This window comes from Shimia haliotis (assembly GCF_900114415.1).
GTDB lineage: Bacteria > Pseudomonadota > Alphaproteobacteria > Rhodobacterales > Rhodobacteraceae > Shimia > Shimia haliotis.
The window spans coordinates 303,645-318,455 of sequence record NZ_FOSZ01000003.1; the positions used below are offsets into that span (position 1 = coordinate 303,645).

General features: G+C 60.6%; 15 protein-coding genes. 10 read left to right on the forward strand and 5 right to left on the reverse strand.

The window, feature by feature from the left end; genetic code table 11:
• The first annotated feature begins 60 nt into the window (after positions 1 to 60).
• The 6 genes from BM069_RS09650 (at position 61) to BM069_RS09675 (ending at position 4,177) form a co-directional block, all read left to right on the forward strand.
• On the forward strand, positions 61 to 1,044 hold the full coding sequence (locus BM069_RS09650) for an NAD(P)H-quinone oxidoreductase (RefSeq protein ID WP_093323266.1): 984 nt from the start codon (positions 61 to 63) through the stop codon (positions 1,042 to 1,044).
• A 182-nt stretch (positions 1,045 to 1,226) separates the two neighbouring features.
• Positions 1,227 to 1,658: a hypothetical protein gene (locus BM069_RS09655; protein WP_093323267.1), complete on the forward strand. Its 432-nt coding sequence runs from the start codon at positions 1,227 to 1,229 to the stop codon at positions 1,656 to 1,658.
• A 4-nt stretch (positions 1,659 to 1,662) separates the two neighbouring features.
• The gene (locus BM069_RS09660; RefSeq protein ID WP_093323269.1) at positions 1,663 to 2,307 is read left to right on the forward strand and encodes a MotA/TolQ/ExbB proton channel family protein; all 645 of its coding nucleotides are present in this window, start codon (positions 1,663 to 1,665) and stop codon (positions 2,305 to 2,307) included.
• The gene (locus tag BM069_RS09665; protein WP_093323270.1) at positions 2,300 to 2,665 is read left to right on the forward strand and encodes a biopolymer transporter ExbD; all 366 of its coding nucleotides are present in this window, start codon (positions 2,300 to 2,302) and stop codon (positions 2,663 to 2,665) included. The genes BM069_RS09660 and BM069_RS09665 overlap by 8 nt, the downstream gene beginning before the upstream one ends.
• A gap of 4 nt (positions 2,666 to 2,669) precedes the next feature.
• Positions 2,670 to 3,047, forward strand: a complete 378-nt coding sequence (locus tag BM069_RS09670) for an ExbD/TolR family protein (RefSeq protein WP_093323272.1) — start codon at positions 2,670 to 2,672, stop codon at positions 3,045 to 3,047.
• Positions 3,044 to 4,177 (forward strand): energy transducer TonB family protein, encoded by a 1,134-nt coding sequence (locus BM069_RS09675; RefSeq protein ID WP_093323273.1) that lies wholly within the window; start codon positions 3,044 to 3,046, stop codon positions 4,175 to 4,177. Before BM069_RS09670 ends, BM069_RS09675 begins: the two co-directional genes overlap by 4 nt.
• Before the next feature lie 23 nt (positions 4,178 to 4,200).
• Here BM069_RS09675 and BM069_RS09680 read toward each other — a convergent pair whose 3' ends face one another.
• On the reverse strand, positions 4,201 to 4,968 hold the full coding sequence (locus tag BM069_RS09680; protein ID WP_093323275.1) for a FadR/GntR family transcriptional regulator: 768 nt from the start codon (positions 4,966 to 4,968) through the stop codon (positions 4,201 to 4,203).
• A gap of 109 nt (positions 4,969 to 5,077) precedes the next feature.
• On the opposite strand from BM069_RS09680, the gene BM069_RS09685 reads away from it, so the two are divergent.
• Positions 5,078 to 5,473, forward strand: a complete 396-nt coding sequence (locus BM069_RS09685; RefSeq protein ID WP_212611528.1) for a hypothetical protein — start codon at positions 5,078 to 5,080, stop codon at positions 5,471 to 5,473.
• Here BM069_RS09685 and BM069_RS09690 read toward each other — a convergent pair.
• Positions 5,470 to 5,928 (reverse strand): GNAT family N-acetyltransferase, encoded by a 459-nt coding sequence (locus tag BM069_RS09690; RefSeq protein WP_093323276.1) that lies wholly within the window; start codon positions 5,926 to 5,928, stop codon positions 5,470 to 5,472. The genes BM069_RS09685 and BM069_RS09690 overlap by 4 nt on opposite strands.
• A 200-nt stretch (positions 5,929 to 6,128) precedes the next feature.
• Between BM069_RS09690 and BM069_RS09695 the strand changes: the two genes are divergently transcribed.
• The 3 genes from BM069_RS09695 to BM069_RS09705 all read left to right on the forward strand — a co-directional run bounded on the left by BM069_RS09695 (position 6,129) and on the right by BM069_RS09705 (position 11,664).
• Positions 6,129 to 7,556 carry a YfcC family protein gene (locus tag BM069_RS09695; protein ID WP_093323278.1) on the forward strand — a complete coding sequence of 476 codons (1,428 nt, stop codon included), beginning with the start codon at positions 6,129 to 6,131 and terminating at the stop codon, positions 7,554 to 7,556.
• Between the two features lie 202 nt (positions 7,557 to 7,758).
• Complete coding sequence (gene smc / locus BM069_RS09700; protein WP_093323279.1) at positions 7,759 to 11,214, forward strand: chromosome segregation protein SMC; 3,456 nt, start codon at positions 7,759 to 7,761, stop codon at positions 11,212 to 11,214.
• 99 nt (positions 11,215 to 11,313) lie between these two features.
• Positions 11,314 to 11,664 (forward strand): hypothetical protein, encoded by a 351-nt coding sequence (locus tag BM069_RS09705; protein WP_139216174.1) that lies wholly within the window; start codon positions 11,314 to 11,316, stop codon positions 11,662 to 11,664.
• 3 nt (positions 11,665 to 11,667) lie between these two features.
• Here the strand turns inward: BM069_RS09705 and BM069_RS09710 are convergent, their stop codons facing one another.
• From BM069_RS09710 to BM069_RS09720, 3 genes are read right to left on the reverse strand one after another with little or no spacing between them, the layout of a single operon-like run.
• On the reverse strand, positions 11,668 to 12,837 hold the full coding sequence (locus BM069_RS09710) for a lytic murein transglycosylase (RefSeq protein ID WP_093323283.1): 1,170 nt from the start codon (positions 12,835 to 12,837) through the stop codon (positions 11,668 to 11,670).
• 60 nt (positions 12,838 to 12,897) lie between these two features.
• A complete protein-coding gene (cbiB, locus tag BM069_RS09715; protein ID WP_093323284.1) occupies positions 12,898 to 13,806 on the reverse strand; it encodes an adenosylcobinamide-phosphate synthase CbiB in 909 nt (302 codons plus the stop codon).
• Positions 13,803 to 14,762: a threonine-phosphate decarboxylase gene (locus BM069_RS09720; protein WP_093323286.1), complete on the reverse strand. Its 960-nt coding sequence runs from the start codon at positions 14,760 to 14,762 to the stop codon at positions 13,803 to 13,805. Before BM069_RS09720 ends, cbiB begins: the two co-directional genes overlap by 4 nt.
• Positions 14,763 to 14,811 lie beyond the last annotated feature (49 nt).

Below are 14,811 nucleotides of genomic sequence, written 5' to 3' on the forward strand. Positions count from 1 at the left end.
CCCTTTGGCGCGTGCCGGTGCTACACCTTGGCCAGAGATCACTTTGGCTGAGGACAGGACATGAGCAGCATGATGCGCGCGGTGGAGATCACGAAACCCGGACCGGCGGAGGTGCTGGCGCTGACCGAGCGCCCCATCCCGCAGCCAGCGCCGGGCGAGGTGTTGCTCAAGATTGCTTATGCCGGTGTAAACCGTCCTGATGTGCTGCAACGGGCGGGGCTTTATGCGCCGCCGCCAACTGCGTCGGACCTGCCGGGGCTTGAGGCATCGGGCACGGTTGTTGCGGTGGGAGCAGGTGTCACGGATTGGGCCGAGGGCGATGAGGTTTGCGCGCTGCTGCCAGGTGGCGGATATGCGGACTACGCGCTGACCGCTGCGGCGCATTGCTTGCCGGTGCCGCGCGGCATGGGGCTGCGAGAGGCAGCTTGCCTGCCGGAAACCTTTTTCACCGTCTGGTCGAACGTGTTTCAACGCGGCGGTCTAAAGGCAGGAGAGCGCTTTTTGGTGCATGGTGGTTCCAGCGGGATCGGCACGACGGCGATTCAACTTGCCAGCGTGTTGGGCGCGCGGGTCTTCGCGACGGCCGGATCGGATGAAAAATGCGCGGCCTGTGTCGCGTTGGGGGCCGAAAAGGCGATCAATTACCGCAGCGAGGATTTTGTCGACGTGATGCGCGCCGAAGGCGGGGCCAATCTGATCCTCGACATGGTGGGTGGTGATTATATCAAGCGCAACGTCAAATCCTTGGCGGATGACGGGCGGCTGGTTCAAATCGCGTTTTTGCAGGGGCCGCAGGTGGAACTGAACTTTGCGCAGGTCATGATGCGGCGGCTGACGATCACCGGCAGCACCCTGCGCCCGCAAAGCGATCTGGCCAAGGCCCGCATCGCCCAAAGTCTTGCCGAGAATGTCTGGCCGCTTCTGGACGCGGGACGCGTGGCGCCGGTGATGGACAGCGAGTTCACCCTGGAAGAGGCCATTCAGGCACATCAGCGGATGGAGAGCAGCGGGCACATCGGCAAGATCGTGATGAAGGTAGGCTGAAGGCGCGCGGGCGTATCTGCAAATCCATAAGTAAAGTTATTGTGTCATCACCTTGGCGCAATTCCGCGCGAAGGTCGCCAGCCCGACCTTCCGCTCGTACCTTGTCTGGGATATCAATATCCAAATTCAGCGATGATCGGTGACCACCTTGCGGACACGCTGTCACTCGCAAAGGAGCCGATATGCCTGTTATCCCGCGCCTACTTACCATCGCGTTGCTTGCCGCCCCTATGGTGGCCTCCGCGCAATCCGAGGAGGCAGAGCCGTCGGGGCTGTCGATAGAGCTGAATGCAGTTCAAGATGTCGCTGACTCGTGCCGGCTTTCGTTTTTGGCCAACAATGACACGGGCACAACCATTGAAAAGGCAATCTTTGAAACCGTGATTTTTGATGCTTCCGGCGGTGTGGTGCGCCTGTCCCTTTTTGATTTTCGGGAGCTGCCTGCAGGACGCCCCCGCGTGCGTCAGTTTGATGTGGCGGGGATGGCGTGCGACTCGCTTTCCCAAATCCTGATCAACGGAACAAACAGCTGCATTGCAGATGGCGCTGAAAATAGCCTGTGCAGCGACGGACTTAGGCTCAACAGTCGTACAACGCTAAAGTTACTGGGATAAGATTATGGACGGTTTGCGCGATGTGGTGGCCTTGGGTGGGCCGGTGGTGGCAATTCTTCTGGTGATGTCGGTTCTGACGTTTGCTGTGACCATCTACAAATTTTGGCAGTTTGCCGTTTCCGGAGTCGGGCGACACAAAGTGCTGTCCGAAGCGCTCAGCGCGTGGGACGCGGGCGATGCAACCGGTGCCAAACAGCGCCTTGCGCAAAGTCGCAGTTACCTCGCCCCCTTTATTGACACCGCGATCAACGCGCCGAAGTCGCAGGCCCTGAGCGATCGCTTGGATGCGGAGGCAGGTTTGGCATTGGCCCGTTTGGAACGGGGGTTCCGCCTGTTGGATACCATCGCTCAATTGGCGCCGCTGCTGGGACTTTTCGGCACCGTTCTGGGCATGATCGAAGCCTTTCAGCGCCTGCAATCCTCTGGCGCGTCGGTCGATCCTTCCCTGCTTGCCGGAGGCATTTGGGTTGCTCTTGTCACCACCGCGGTCGGCCTTGCTGTGGCGATGCCGACCTCGATGGTGTTGTCTTGGCTGGAAAGCCGGACAGCGCGGGAGCGGGTGTTTGCGGACAAGGCGTTGCGCACCGTGTTGATGCCGCAGGGCTCGGCGGCTGCGCCAAGCACAGTCGCGACACAGGATCATGCGTAACCTCGCGCCCTTCACGCGCCGGCCTTTGGCGCTTACGCCGCTGATCGACGTGATCTTCTTGTTGCTTTTGTTCTTCATGCTGACGTCGACGTTTTCCACGTATGGCGAAATCGAGCTCAGCCATGCACGCAAGGGCAGCGGGAGTTCCGAGGCGACAGTGGAGCGCGCGTTTGTGCAGTTGGGGCAAGAGCGTGTTACCTTGAACGGGCAATCCGTGGCGATGGAAGATGTGATCGCCAAGGTTGAAGACGGGCAGCTTTTGGTGAGTTTGGATGAAGGCACAACCGCCCAACGACTTGTGGATTTTCTGCATCTGATGCGGGCTCGAAGTGGGCTCGATGTGTTGGTGTTGGAGTAAGCTGATGATCCGTCTGGCGCCCCCACGAAAGAAACGGGATTCCACAATTCCACTGATCAACATCGTCTTTCTGATGCTGGTCTTTTTTCTTATTGCGGGCACCGTTGCGGCGCCGCTTGATCCTGATCTGAACCTTGTGCAAACCAGTGATCTTGAGGGGCGTGATCCGCCGGATGCCCTTGTATTGCATGCCGACGGTAACCTCACTTTTCGCGGCAATCCAATGACCCCTGAGGCCTATATTGTGGCAAACGGCACTGGTGCCGCGCGAATTGTGCCGGATCGGGATGTGTCGGCACTTCGGTTGATGGAGGTTACGGGGGCTTTGCGGCGTGAGGGAGCGACGTCGGTGGTTGTGGTAACAGAGCGGGCGCTGCAGTGATCAGGCGGTCACTCTTCATCGCGTCTTTTGCGCTGTTGTTCTCACTTTGCGTGCATTTGTTGGGGCTGGGCGTTGTTGTGCGCGTTGAGCGTGCGGCACCGCCGCCGGACGGCGCCGGTGATGTGGTCACTTTGAGCAATACATTTGAGGATTTTGCCGAGGTAGAAGACACGCCCGAGGTGCCAGAGCCCGCGCCGGAGCCGGAGCCGGAGCAGACTGTGGAGCCTGTGACGCCCCCAAGCGACGAGGACATTCCCGACACGGAAGTGCATGTTGAGTCTGACAATCCGCGGGACACGTTTGCGCCGGACACCGGAACCGCCCAAATCGTGGAGCCGGTTCCGCTGGCGGGCACACAAAGTGATTTTGTGCCTCAGCCGGATGTCACGGAACCAACGGCCGAGCCGGACGACGCCGACCCTGTGCAACCTGTGACCGATGTGCCCGCGCCGCTTGGCACCGAGACGGATATTGCCGACGCGGTGGATCCTGTGGACGCTGAGGCGGCCGCGGCGCCGGTGGAGCCGGACGTGACCGAGCCGGTAGAGGATGCGGTCGCCTCATTGCCGGAGGCGGATCTATCGCTGACGCCCGTGTCGCCATTGGTCGATCCCGACGCTGCGGTCATCGAGGAGCCGGAGTTGGTGGAGCCGATTGAAGACGCGCCGGAGGATCCTGTTGAAGAGACCAAAGAAGCCGAGGAGAAACCTCTGTTTCCGGGGTGGAAAGACGGGTTTGAAGAGCTGCGCAATCCGACCGAAACTGTGGAATCCCCGCTTGAAACCTATCGGCGAGAGGGGTCTCTCGCCACTGTGGGTGGATTTGGAATTCAATCCGGTTCGGCGGCCAACTCCCGCGGGCCGGGCAATTCGGATCGCACCAATTACGCCGGTCGGGTGCTTGTCCACCTTAACCGGACGCCGCCCGTACATGTCAAAGCGGTTGGATGGGCACGGGTTTATTTTGAGATCAGCGCCAAGGGTGCGCTGAATTGGGTTGAGGTCGTCGACAGTTCCGGCAACGCCGACGTCAATCGCGCCGCCCGCGTTCAGATTCAGCGCGGGGCGCCTTTTCCATTACCACCTAACGGCAAATCCCGTCAGCTTTCCTTCTGGTACCGGTCCGGATAGGGCGCTGTGTTGCAATACGAAGATCAGCGGGTGGCTTCGTGCTCGAACCGTTGTTTTGCGATGGCTTCGTTGTGCAGAAATGTCTGGTGATCTGACAGCGCGGCCTCGACGAAGTTGAGGTGCATTTCTACTGCGGCGCGCGCGCCTTCGGGATCGCGGGCTTGCAGGGCGGAATTGATGGCGCGGTGCTGTTCCAGAAGTTCATGGCGGGTCGTGCGCTGGCGGAACATGATGGTGCGATTGTAAAAGACACCCTCGCGCAGAAGCTGGTACATGGACCGCATCATATGCAGCATGATGACGTTGTGACTGGCCTCGATGATGGCGAGGTGAAAGTCGGCGTCAAGCCGCGCTTCGTCCGCAGGATTGCGCTTGGGGTGGGCGGCTTCCATTTTGTCAAACACCGCCTGAATGACTTGCAGGTCTGTATCAGATGCCAGTTTGGCAGCGCGCTCTGCGGCGAGGCCTTCCATGTCGCGGCGGAAGGAAATGTAGTCAAAGACCGCCTCGTCATGGGCGGCGAAGAGTTGCACAAGAGAGTCCGAGAAGGCGCTGCCCAAAACATCGGCGACAAAGATGCCCGCGCCCGCCTTGGAGGCGAGCAGACCTTTGTCCTGTAGCGAGGAAATGGCTTCGCGCAGGCTGGGACGGGACACGCCGAGGCGTTCGCTGAGTTCGCGTTCAGCAGGCAGGCGTTCGCCCGGACGTAGGATGCCACGCAGGATCAGGAGTTCGATCTGGCGAACAACTGAGGTGGAGAGTTTTTCGGGGTGGACCTTTTGAAAGGGCATGGGGGTCTCGCGCAAAAGTGGTCAAAAGAGTTGACCACATGCGCAGCGAGGGCGCAAGGCGGCTGGTGTTGGTAATGTTGTGTTAACCATATGTCCGCAGATTTGAACCATGCGTTTGATATGTGTTGTGTTGATTTTGAGCGGGTGCAATGCGCCCAGCCCGCATTTTCGCGGAGTGGAGGTGTCGCGTGTGGCTGTGGAGGGCAGCACGTTTGATGTGCGCCACAAGGGACGTCTTGCGGAGGCCATTCGCGTGAATGCGCAATACGCGCCGCGGCTTGGACAGGTCGGGACACGCGCAGAGATTGCGATGGAGGTGGTCACGGGCTGTGATGTGGTGGAAATTCGCGGAGATGCGGCCAAGGTTACGGGTATTCTGAAATGCGACGCAGGGGATGCGCCGCCGCCAGTCCTGTTGACGCTTCGGGAGCAGGATTGCGAGGTGGTGGATGTGTTTATTCCGGCAGGCGGTGCGACGGCTTATCTTGAGCCGGAGTGTGACTAGGTCAACGTCTTTGACATGAAGATCGAGGCGGGGCTTTCCTCATAATCGCCGAAGGGGCCGCAATCGGCGAATCCATGAGCGTAGTAAAGGCTGTGGGCCTCTGTCAGGCTGTCTCCGGTTTCCAGTTTGAGCGCTGACAGGTTCAGAGCGCGGGCCTGTTTATCGAGATGCTGCATCAGCCGGTGGGCGATGCCTTTGCCGCGCGCGTCGGGATCGACAAACATGGACTTGACCTCGCCATAGGCGCCTTTGTCGGCGAGGGCGACACATCCGAGCGTGGTTTCCCCTTCTTTGGCGACAAAAAAGTGGATGGAGGGAACGCAAAGATCGTCAATCGACAGGAAGTGATTGTCTTCTTCGGAAAACAGGGACTGCATCAGGGCGTGGCTGGCTTGCAGCAGGCGGGTGGCCTCGGCATCACGCGGGTCGCCGGGCACGACGCGGATTTCAGTCATGGTGTTTCCTCTTGTCGTCATTGGCCGCACTTTGAGAAATCACCATGGCCCTGTCCAGAGTTCGGCACGGCCAGATGGGAAAAACTCCAGCTGTGGCAGACATGTGCTCAGGAAACGGGCGCTTGGATTTGCCATATCTGCAGATTTCCGGCATCAGGCGGTCTTTGTTAATCACGCGATGCCCGAGATTGGAAAGCGGTATGACACAGTTCAGATTTCCGACAGCCTATACGATTTTGTTTGCCCTGATCGTGGTTGTGGCAGCGTTGACGTGGATTGTGCCGGCAGGTGTCTATGACATGGCGCCCAACGCCACGCTTGGGCGGGATGCCCCTGTTCCGGGCACTTATCACACCGTGGAGCCCTCGCCTCAGGGCTGGGTGCAGATCCTCATGGCGCCGATCAAGGGGCTGTATGATCCGATTGAGTACACCGCCAATGCGATTGATGTTTCGTTGTTCATTCTGGTGATGGGCGGCTTTTTGATGGTTGTGACCCGTACTGGTGCGATTGATGCGGGCATCGGCGGGCTTTTGACGGCGTTGAAAGGGCGGGAAATCCTGATGATTCCGATCCTTATGACCGCATTTGCCGCTGGGGGGACGACCTATGGCATGGCCGAAGAGGGGCTGGCGTTTTATTCGATCCTGATCCCGGTGATGATCCGTGCCGGTTTTGACAGCCCAACTGCGGTGGCGACGCTTTTGCTTGGGGCCGGGATCGGCACGATGGGGTCGACCATTAACCCGTTTGCCACGGTGATCGCGTCGAATGCGGCGGGCACTACAATTCAGGACGGGCTTGGGTTGCGGCTGGTTATTCTGGGGCTCTCGCTGTTGGCAGGAATTGTCTATGTCATGCGCTATGCCGCCAAGGTCAAAGCCGACCCGTCAAAGTCGCTGATGGCGGACCAGGCGGAGGCGCACAGAGCGCATTTTCTGAAGGGCGGTGACGGAGATGTTTTGCCGGATTTCACCCGCACGCGGGCGTTGATTTTGGCGGCCTTTGCCGCGGCATTCGGGGTCATGCTCTGGGGGGTTATCAGTCAAGGATGGTGGATGGGGGAAATGTCTGCCTTGTTTCTTGGCATGTCGATAGTGGTCTGGTTGCTTGCGAAAATCAGCCCAGACACCCGCATGAACGAAGGTGAATTCGTAGAGGCGTTTGTTGACGGAGCGCGAGACCTTCTTGGCGTGGCTCTGATCATCGGCGTAGCGCGGGGTATTGTTGTCGTGATGGATGACGGCCAAATCACCCACACCATTTTGCACTGGCTGGAGGGCATGTTGGGCGGCCTCGGAGAAGTGGCGTTTGCCAACACAATGTATTTCGTCAACGTCGTGCTGAGCTTTCTTGTGCCTTCGTCTTCGGGGCTGGCTGTGTTGACCATGCCCATTCTGGCGCCGCTTTCTGATTTTGCCGGTGTCGCCCGCGAGATCACGGTGACGGCGTATCAGACCGCGAACGGCTGGGTGAACCTGTTCAACCCGACCTTTGCGGTTGTGATGGGCGGGCTGGCGATCGGCAAGGTGCCCTATGACCGGTGGCTCAAATTTGTCTTTCCGTTGCTGGTTGTTCTGGCCGTGATTGCCTGCGGTACCTTGACCGTAGGTGTGATGCTGACCTGAGACTGAAAAGGTTAAGCGTGGCCTGAAGTGCGGGTGCGCCCAACGAGGTTTGGGGAATATCTTGTGGATAACTGAGCCGGTTTGGCCAGATGCTGTGGTTAGGCGTTGACTCGGGCGCGTGGGGCTTTGCAGACTTCAAGGGCTGCGAGAATCACACGGGCCGAGCAAGAAACACAGGCATCAAAACAGGACCAACGCCACTTTGCGCTTCTCTAAACTCAGACTGACCGGCTTCAAAAGCTTTGTCGATCCGACCGATTTGATTATCGCGGATGGTCTGACCGGTGTGGTGGGGCCGAACGGATGCGGTAAGTCCAACCTGCTTGAAGCGCTGCGTTGGGTGATGGGGGAAAACCGCCCCAAAGCGATGCGCGGCGGGGGCATGGAAGACGTGATCTTTGCCGGTGCTGCGACCCGTCCCGCGCGGAATTTTGCGGAAGTCAGTTTGCAGATCGACAACTCCGAGCGGCTGGCGCCAGCGGGGTTCAATGACGATGACGCGCTTGAGATCAACCGGCGGATCACGCGGGATGTGGGGTCTGCCTATAAGGTGAACACCAAGGATGTGCGGGCGCGCGATGTACAGATGCTGTTTGCCGACGCCTCCACCGGTGCGCATTCGCCAGCGCTGGTGCGACAGGGTCAGATTGCGGAACTGATCAATTCCAAGCCCAAAGCGCGGCGACGTATTCTTGAAGAGGCCGCGGGTATCTCGGGGCTGTATCAACGTCGCCATGAGGCGGAGTTGAAGCTGAAGGGTGCCGAAACCAACCTTGCCCGCGTCGATGATGTGATCGAACAGCTGGGCAACCAATTGGGACAATTGGCACGCCAAGCGCGGCAAGCGGCGCGGTATCGTGCGATTGGCGAAGAGTTGCGCCAGTCCGAAGGTATGTTGCTGTATCGCCGTTGGCGCGAGGCCGATGAGGCGCGCGCGGCCGCGGATGATGAGCTGAAGACCCGCACGACGCAGGCGGCGCAAGCCGAAGGGCTGAGCCGTGTGGCAGCCAAGGAGCGGCAGGACAAAGACGACGCGTTGCCGCCGTTGCGCGAGGAAGAGGCGATTGCGGCTGCGGTGTTGCAGCGTCTTCAGGTGCAGCGAGACAGCCTGAACGATCAGGAAAGCCACGCGCTTCAGATCATTGAAACACTGAAGAACCGGATTTTGCAGCTTGGCCGCGATATGGAACGCGAGGCGGGGCTGAACCGCGACGCCGGTGAGACCATTGAGCGACTGGAGTGGGAGCAAAAAGAGCTTGCCAAGGCCAGCGAGGGTCAGGCCGAGAAGCTTGAGGCGGCGCAGGATGAAGCGCGCGAGGCGGCGTCTGTGTTGCAGGAGCGCGAGGCCGAGCTTTCCGAGATGACCGAAGATGTGGCGCGTTTGGCGGCGCGGCATCAGTCGGCGCACCGTTTGCTTGAGGACACGCAAAAGACGCAGGCCAAGAACGAAGCTGAGGCCGAAAAGGCGCGCGCGGCAGTTGCTGAGTCCAAAGAGGCTTTGGAGCGGGCGGCCGAAGGGCTTGAGATGGCGCGGGAAGCTGAGGGCGAGGCGATTGAGGCGGCGCAGGATGCTGAAGAACGGCTGGCGGGCGTAGAGGAAGAGCGCGCCGAGACGCAATCGCGTGAGGCGGATGCACGGGCCGAACGGTCAGAGGCCGAAGGCGAGCTGAACGCGCTTCGGGCCGAGACCACGGCACTTGCCAAGCTGGTCGAACGCGACACCGCCGAAGGTGGCCAGATTCTGGACCGTCTGCAGGTGCAGCAGGGTTTTGAGAAAGCGCTGGGCGCGGCAATGGCGGATGACTTGCGCGCGCCGGAGGTGGACGAGGACGGGCCTTCGGGGTGGTATGTGCTGCCGGCTTATGCCGATGTGCAGCCTTTGCCCGAAGGGGTCACGTCGCTGGTGCAGCATGTGTCTGTGCCTGAGGTTCTTGAACGCCGGATGAGTCAGATCGGTCTGGCGTCAAACGAGGATGCGGTGCGTCTTCAGCCGATGCTGAAACCCGGTCAGCGGCTGGTGTCGCTTGAGGGCGATTTGTGGCGCTGGGACGGCTATCGCGCTTGGGCGGAAGATGCACCGAGCGCGGCGGCGTTACGTCTGCAACAGCTCAACCGTCTGGAAGAGTTGAAGCAGGCCATGGCGGCCGCAACGGCGCGCACAGATGGGGCAGTGCAAGCGCATGAAACCCTGCAATCGCGCCTTCAGGAATTGTCGCAAATTGATCAGGCCGCGCGTGAGGCCCGTCGGGCTGCAGACCGTGCGGTGGCGGATGCCAACCGAGCGTTGAGCCGCGCCGAGGCCGATCGCAATCTGGCAGAGGGTCGTTTGGAATCCCTTGGGTTGGCGGTGACGCGTCACGAAGAAGAGGCCATGGCGGCGCGGTCGCAGTTGCAGGAAGCAGAACGGGCCTTGTCTGATCTTGGTGATCTGGATGCGGCTCGGGCCGAGGTGGAAGACATCAAAATGACCGTGGAAGCGGCGCGGATCATGATGATGTCGCGGCGGTCTTCGCATGACGAGTTGCGCCGCGAGGGCGAAGCGCGGCTGCGGCGATCGCAGGAAGTGACCAAGGAAATCAGCGGCTGGCGGCACCGTCTGGAAACTGCGGAGAAGCGGATCAACGAGTTGGCTGAGCGCAAGGACGCCAGCGAGGAAGAGTTGATCGACGCGGGCGCAGCACCGGAAGAGATTGCCGCCAAGCGAGAAGAGCTGACCGAGGCGATTGAACAGGCCGAGGAGCGGCGCAAGGCCGCGTCGGATGTACTGGCGGAGGCCGAGACCGCCTCGCGTGAGGCCGAACATGCGTCGCGTGAAGCAGAACGTTTGGCGGGTGAGGCGCGGGAAGCGCGCGCGCGCAGCGAAGCGCGGGCGGATGCGGCGCGGGAAACCGTGGCCTATGCCGCCGAGCGCATCATGGAAGATCAGGAAGTCACGCCAGACAAGCTTTTGGAGCAGTTGGACGTGACGCCGGATGATATGCCGGATGCGTCGCAGGTTGAGGCCGATGTAAACCGGCTGAAGCGGCAGCGCGATGCGCTGGGTGCGGTGAACCTGCGAGCGGAAGAAGACGCCAAGGAAGTGCAGGAAGAATTTGACACGCTGACCGGCGAGAAGACGGATCTGGAGGAGGCGATTGCCACCCTGCGGAGCGGCATCGCCAGCCTCAACAAGGAAGGCCGCGAGCGGCTTTTGACTGCGTTTGAGCAGGTGAACAGCAACTTTGGTCTGTTGTTCCGTCATCTGTTTGGCGGCGGTGAGGCGAACCTTGTGCTGGTGGAAAGCGATGACCCGCTGGAAGCCGGTCTTGAGATCATGTGTCAGCCGCCGGGTAAGAAGTTGTCGACGTTGTCGCTGTTGTCCGGTGGGGAGCAGACCCTGACCGCGATGGCGTTGATCTTTGCGGTGTTCCTCGCAAACCCCGCGCCGATCTGTGTGCTGGACGAGGTCGACGCGCCGCTGGATGACGCCAACGTGACGCGGTTCTGTGATCTGCTGGACGAGATGTGCCGCCGCACCAACACGCGTTTCCTGATCATCACGCACCATGCGGTGACAATGGCGCGGATGGATCGGCTGTTTGGTGTGACGATGGTCGAGCAGGGCGTGAGCCAACTGGTGAGCGTTGACTTGAAGGCCGCGGAAACGTTGGTGGCTTAAGCTATCGTCTAGGGCGCGCAGCCCTCTGTTCAAATCACCGCAACGTGACACCCGCGCGAGCGTTTGCTGTCTTATGCTGATCTCAAACAGGAGGTCTTCATGCGCCCACTCATTGCCGTACTCGCCTTTGTTGCTGTCCCTGCTTTGGCGCAGGACTGGAAATCACAGCCGGGGGACGAGGCGTTTGAGGCTGAAACCTTGTCCGCGCGACTTTCGGGTCAAACGCTTGTGTTTTACGACGACGGCCAATCGGTTTTCGATACCAACGGCGAATACCAATACATCTATGGAGGCGGCGGTACGTGGTATGGTCACTGGAAGGTGGCCGACAATTCCACGGTGTGCGTGACCTTTGTCACTGGCGTTGAACGCTGCGACCGGTATGTCGAGAACGGTGGACGGTTGATCGTGCAGACGGCGGACGGGATGCGGTTTCCCATCCGCCAGTAGGTATTAGAGCTTGTTCAGCAATTCAGTCGTCGGCCAAGCATCCGCTGGCAGGCCAAGGCGTTGCTGCTCTGCCTGCACCGCGCGGCGGGTGAGTTTGCCGAGGATGCCGTCGACTTTGCCAACATCGTGGCCGCGGGCTTTGAGTTTCTTTTGCAGCGACTTCATCTGGTTTCCCGACAGGCCCGGATCGGCGTTACCCATATCATAGCGTGGCGCGCCTTCGAGGCGGGTGGCAAAATAGGCTGCGGTGGTCACGTAGACAAAGCTTTTGTTCCACTCAAAATAGACGTGGAAGTTCGGATAGGCGAGGAAGGCCGGCCCTTTGCGGCCCTGTGGCAGCAGCAAGGATGCGGGCAGGTTGGCGAGTTTGCCGGAGCGGGGTTTGACGCCCATCTTAGCCCAGTCGCGCGCGCTCATGGTGTGATCCAGACCGGATTTTGACCAGTCAAGATTGGCTGGAACAGTGACTTCTTGCAGCCACGGTTCACCCTTGCGCCAGCCAAGGTGGTTCAACATCTTGCCGCCCGACATCAACGCGTCCTGAGCGGAGGTTTTCAGGCGCACCTTGCCGTCGCCATCGCCATCCACACCGTTTTCGATGATGTCGGCAGGCAGCATTTGCACCATACCGATTTCACCCGCCCATGCGCCGGTGGTTTTCGTCGGGCTGAAATCGCCACGGGTATAAAGCTCAAGCGCGGCAAAGACTTGTGGGCGGAACAAGGCGGGGCGGCGGCAGTCGTGCGACAGCGTCACCAGTGAGTTGAGGGTGTTGAAATCGCCTTGAAAAGACCCGTAGTCGGTTTCAAACGCCCAGAATGCCAGCAGCACACCGCGCGACACGCCGTATTGCTGTTCGATACGTTTGAAAGTGGAATTGTATTGCTTGGATTTTGCCTGACCGACGTTGATGCGGTTCTGGCTGATCAGGCGCTGGGAGAACTCCAGAAACGGTTTTTGGAACACACCTTGGCTGCGGTCAGCTTTGATCGTGGCGGGGTCCTGACGGGCGGAGGCGAAGAACTTGTCGACGGTGGATTTGGAATAGCCTTTGGCCATTGCCTCTTTCTTCAGGCCGTTGATGAAGCTGCCAAAAGAGCCTCCGCAGGGCACATCAGCGGCGGCGACACCGGCGCTGAGGAAAAGGGCGGTCAGGGCGGTTGCAATACGCATATGAAAAAACCTCTTAATCTGTCAGGGCGACCCTAGCAGGCATGATGTTTTGGGCAAAGGTCAGATGAGCGCCAAGACAAGAACGCTGGCAAGCGTCAGACCCCAGGCTCGCCAGAGCGCAGCGCAGGTCAGGTCGATGTCGTCCGGTGTCAGGGCGCGACGGCCGTGTTGGTTCACAAACGGAAAGTCGCGCATTTCGCCATCATAGGCGCGCGGCCCAGACAGAGCGATGCCAAGCGCGCGGGCCATGGCGCTTTCGGGCCAACCGGCGTTGGGGGATCGGTGCAGTTTCGCGTCGTCGCTGATGGCGGACCAGTCGCCCATCACGCGGTGGGTGACGCCGATCAGGGCTGCGGTCAGGCGCGCGGGAATCCAGTTGAGCGCATCGTCGAGTTTGGCAGCGGCCTTGCCGAACTGTTCATAGCGGTCGTTGCGGTAGCCGATCATGCTGTCGGCTGTGTTGACCGCTTTGTAGACCAGCAACCCCGGAAGACCCGCGATCAGGAACCAAAAGGCGGGGGCTATCACGCCGTCAGACAGGTTTTCGGCAGCACTTTCGATGGCGGAGCGGGCAACAGCGGATTGGTCCATCGCCGCGGTGTCGCGGCTGACGATCATCGCAACCGCGCGTTTGCCGTCACCAACCGAGATCCGCAGGGCGTCGCCGACGGCTTGCACGTGCTGCACCAGAGATTTTTGAGCCAAGAGGATTGCCGCCAAAAGAAGCTCTGGGAGCCAGCCGAAAAGGCCGATGAATTCGCCAACGATCCATCCGCCAAGCACCAGAGCGATGGTCAGCGTAAATCCTTTGGCAAAGCGGTTGTCGCCGGAGTTGAAGCGCTTTTCGGCCTCACCGATGGCGCGACCGATCAAAACGGCGGGATGGGGCACACGGTTCCAGAGGGCGCGGGGTTCGCCGAAGATGGCGTCGAGCAGCATGGCGAGGAAGAGGATGGCAGCGTGGCTCATAGGGCGGCCTCCAGTTGCTCCCAGCGGTCCGGCGCGGGCAGGCCGAGACGCAGGTAGGTTTTGGAATATGGAAAGATGCGGGTCCAGACGTGGGAGTGGGCCAAGCGGTCCTGCCATGCGGTGGCGTCATCGACTTCATATAGGCGAAAGAGCGTTGTGCCGCCGGCGAGGACTGCGCCTTTGGTGGTCATCAGCGCATCGAGGCGGGCGCTGTCTTCGGTTAGGCGAGCGCGGGTGGCCTCCGCCCATGTCTGGTCGCAAAGGGCGGTGGCGCCGATGCGCAGCGCGGGGCCGGAAACGGCCCAAGGTCCAGTGAAACCAGCGAGTTTGGCAATCAGGGTAGGATCGCCGATGGCAAAGCCGAGGCGTGCGCCCGCAAGGCCCCAAAATTTGCCGAAGCTTTTGAGGATGATGCGGCCGGGTTTGGCGGCCTCGGCGATCAGGGTGTGATCTGGGGTGACGTCGCAGAAGCTCTCGTCGATCACGGCGAGAGGCGCTGTGATGTCGGTGGCCTGCCAGAGTTTGCCGGTTGGATTGTTGGGGTGCACGAGAACGCGGGCAGACGGGGTGTATTCGCTGACCACCCAGCCTTGGGCTTCAAAGGCGGCGGCGTGTTCGTTGTAGGTCGGCTTGGGGATATCGACGTTGCCCGCTGCGGCCAATGAAGGGATGCGCGCGATCAGGGCGGAGGCGCCCGGTGCGGCGAGTATCGCGGCTTCCTCTGGCACGTCCCAGAAGACGCGGGCGGCATCAGTGAGCGCGTTTTGTGCAGCTTTGTCGGGCAAGTCGGCCCAGTCGGCGGCCGTCAAGGCAGGAAGCGGGTAGGGCACCGGATTGATGCCGGTGGACAGGTCCAGCCACCCGTCGCGCGTGCCGCCGAATTGCGCCACAGCCGCGTCGATACCGCCGCCATGATCGCGCGGGGCTTTGTCGTCTGGTTGTACGGGTGCCGCCATCGGAAAATCCTTCGCCAGTCTTTCCTCGCGGATAGGCGATTCACCGATG

Bases quoted from the DNA above. Each gene is read 5' to 3' on its own strand.
- BM069_RS09685 (WP_212611528.1), top strand. From the start codon at position 5,078: ATGCGTTTGATATGTGTTGTGTTGATTTTGAGCGGGTGCAATGCGCCC.
- BM069_RS09710 (WP_093323283.1), bottom strand. From the start codon at position 12,837: ATGCGTATTGCAACCGCCCTGACCGCCCTTTTCCTCAGCGCCGGTGTC.
- BM069_RS09705 (WP_139216174.1), top strand. From the start codon at position 11,314: ATGCGCCCACTCATTGCCGTACTCGCCTTTGTTGCTGTCCCTGCTTTG.
- BM069_RS09665 (WP_093323270.1), top strand. From the start codon at position 2,300: ATGCGTAACCTCGCGCCCTTCACGCGCCGGCCTTTGGCGCTTACGCCG.
- BM069_RS09695 (WP_093323278.1), top strand. From the start codon at position 6,129: ATGACACAGTTCAGATTTCCGACAGCCTATACGATTTTGTTTGCCCTG.
- BM069_RS09720 (WP_093323286.1), bottom strand. From the start codon at position 14,762: ATGGCGGCACCCGTACAACCAGACGACAAAGCCCCGCGCGATCATGGC.
- cbiB (WP_093323284.1), bottom strand. From the start codon at position 13,806: ATGAGCCACGCTGCCATCCTCTTCCTCGCCATGCTGCTCGACGCCATC.
- BM069_RS09650 (WP_093323266.1), top strand. From the start codon at position 61: ATGAGCAGCATGATGCGCGCGGTGGAGATCACGAAACCCGGACCGGCG.
- BM069_RS09670 (WP_093323272.1), top strand. From the start codon at position 2,670: ATGATCCGTCTGGCGCCCCCACGAAAGAAACGGGATTCCACAATTCCA.
- BM069_RS09690 (WP_093323276.1), bottom strand. From the start codon at position 5,928: ATGACTGAAATCCGCGTCGTGCCCGGCGACCCGCGTGATGCCGAGGCC.
- BM069_RS09660 (WP_093323269.1), top strand. From the start codon at position 1,663: ATGGACGGTTTGCGCGATGTGGTGGCCTTGGGTGGGCCGGTGGTGGCA.
- BM069_RS09680 (WP_093323275.1), bottom strand. From the start codon at position 4,968: ATGCCCTTTCAAAAGGTCCACCCCGAAAAACTCTCCACCTCAGTTGTT.
- BM069_RS09655 (WP_093323267.1), top strand. From the start codon at position 1,227: ATGCCTGTTATCCCGCGCCTACTTACCATCGCGTTGCTTGCCGCCCCT.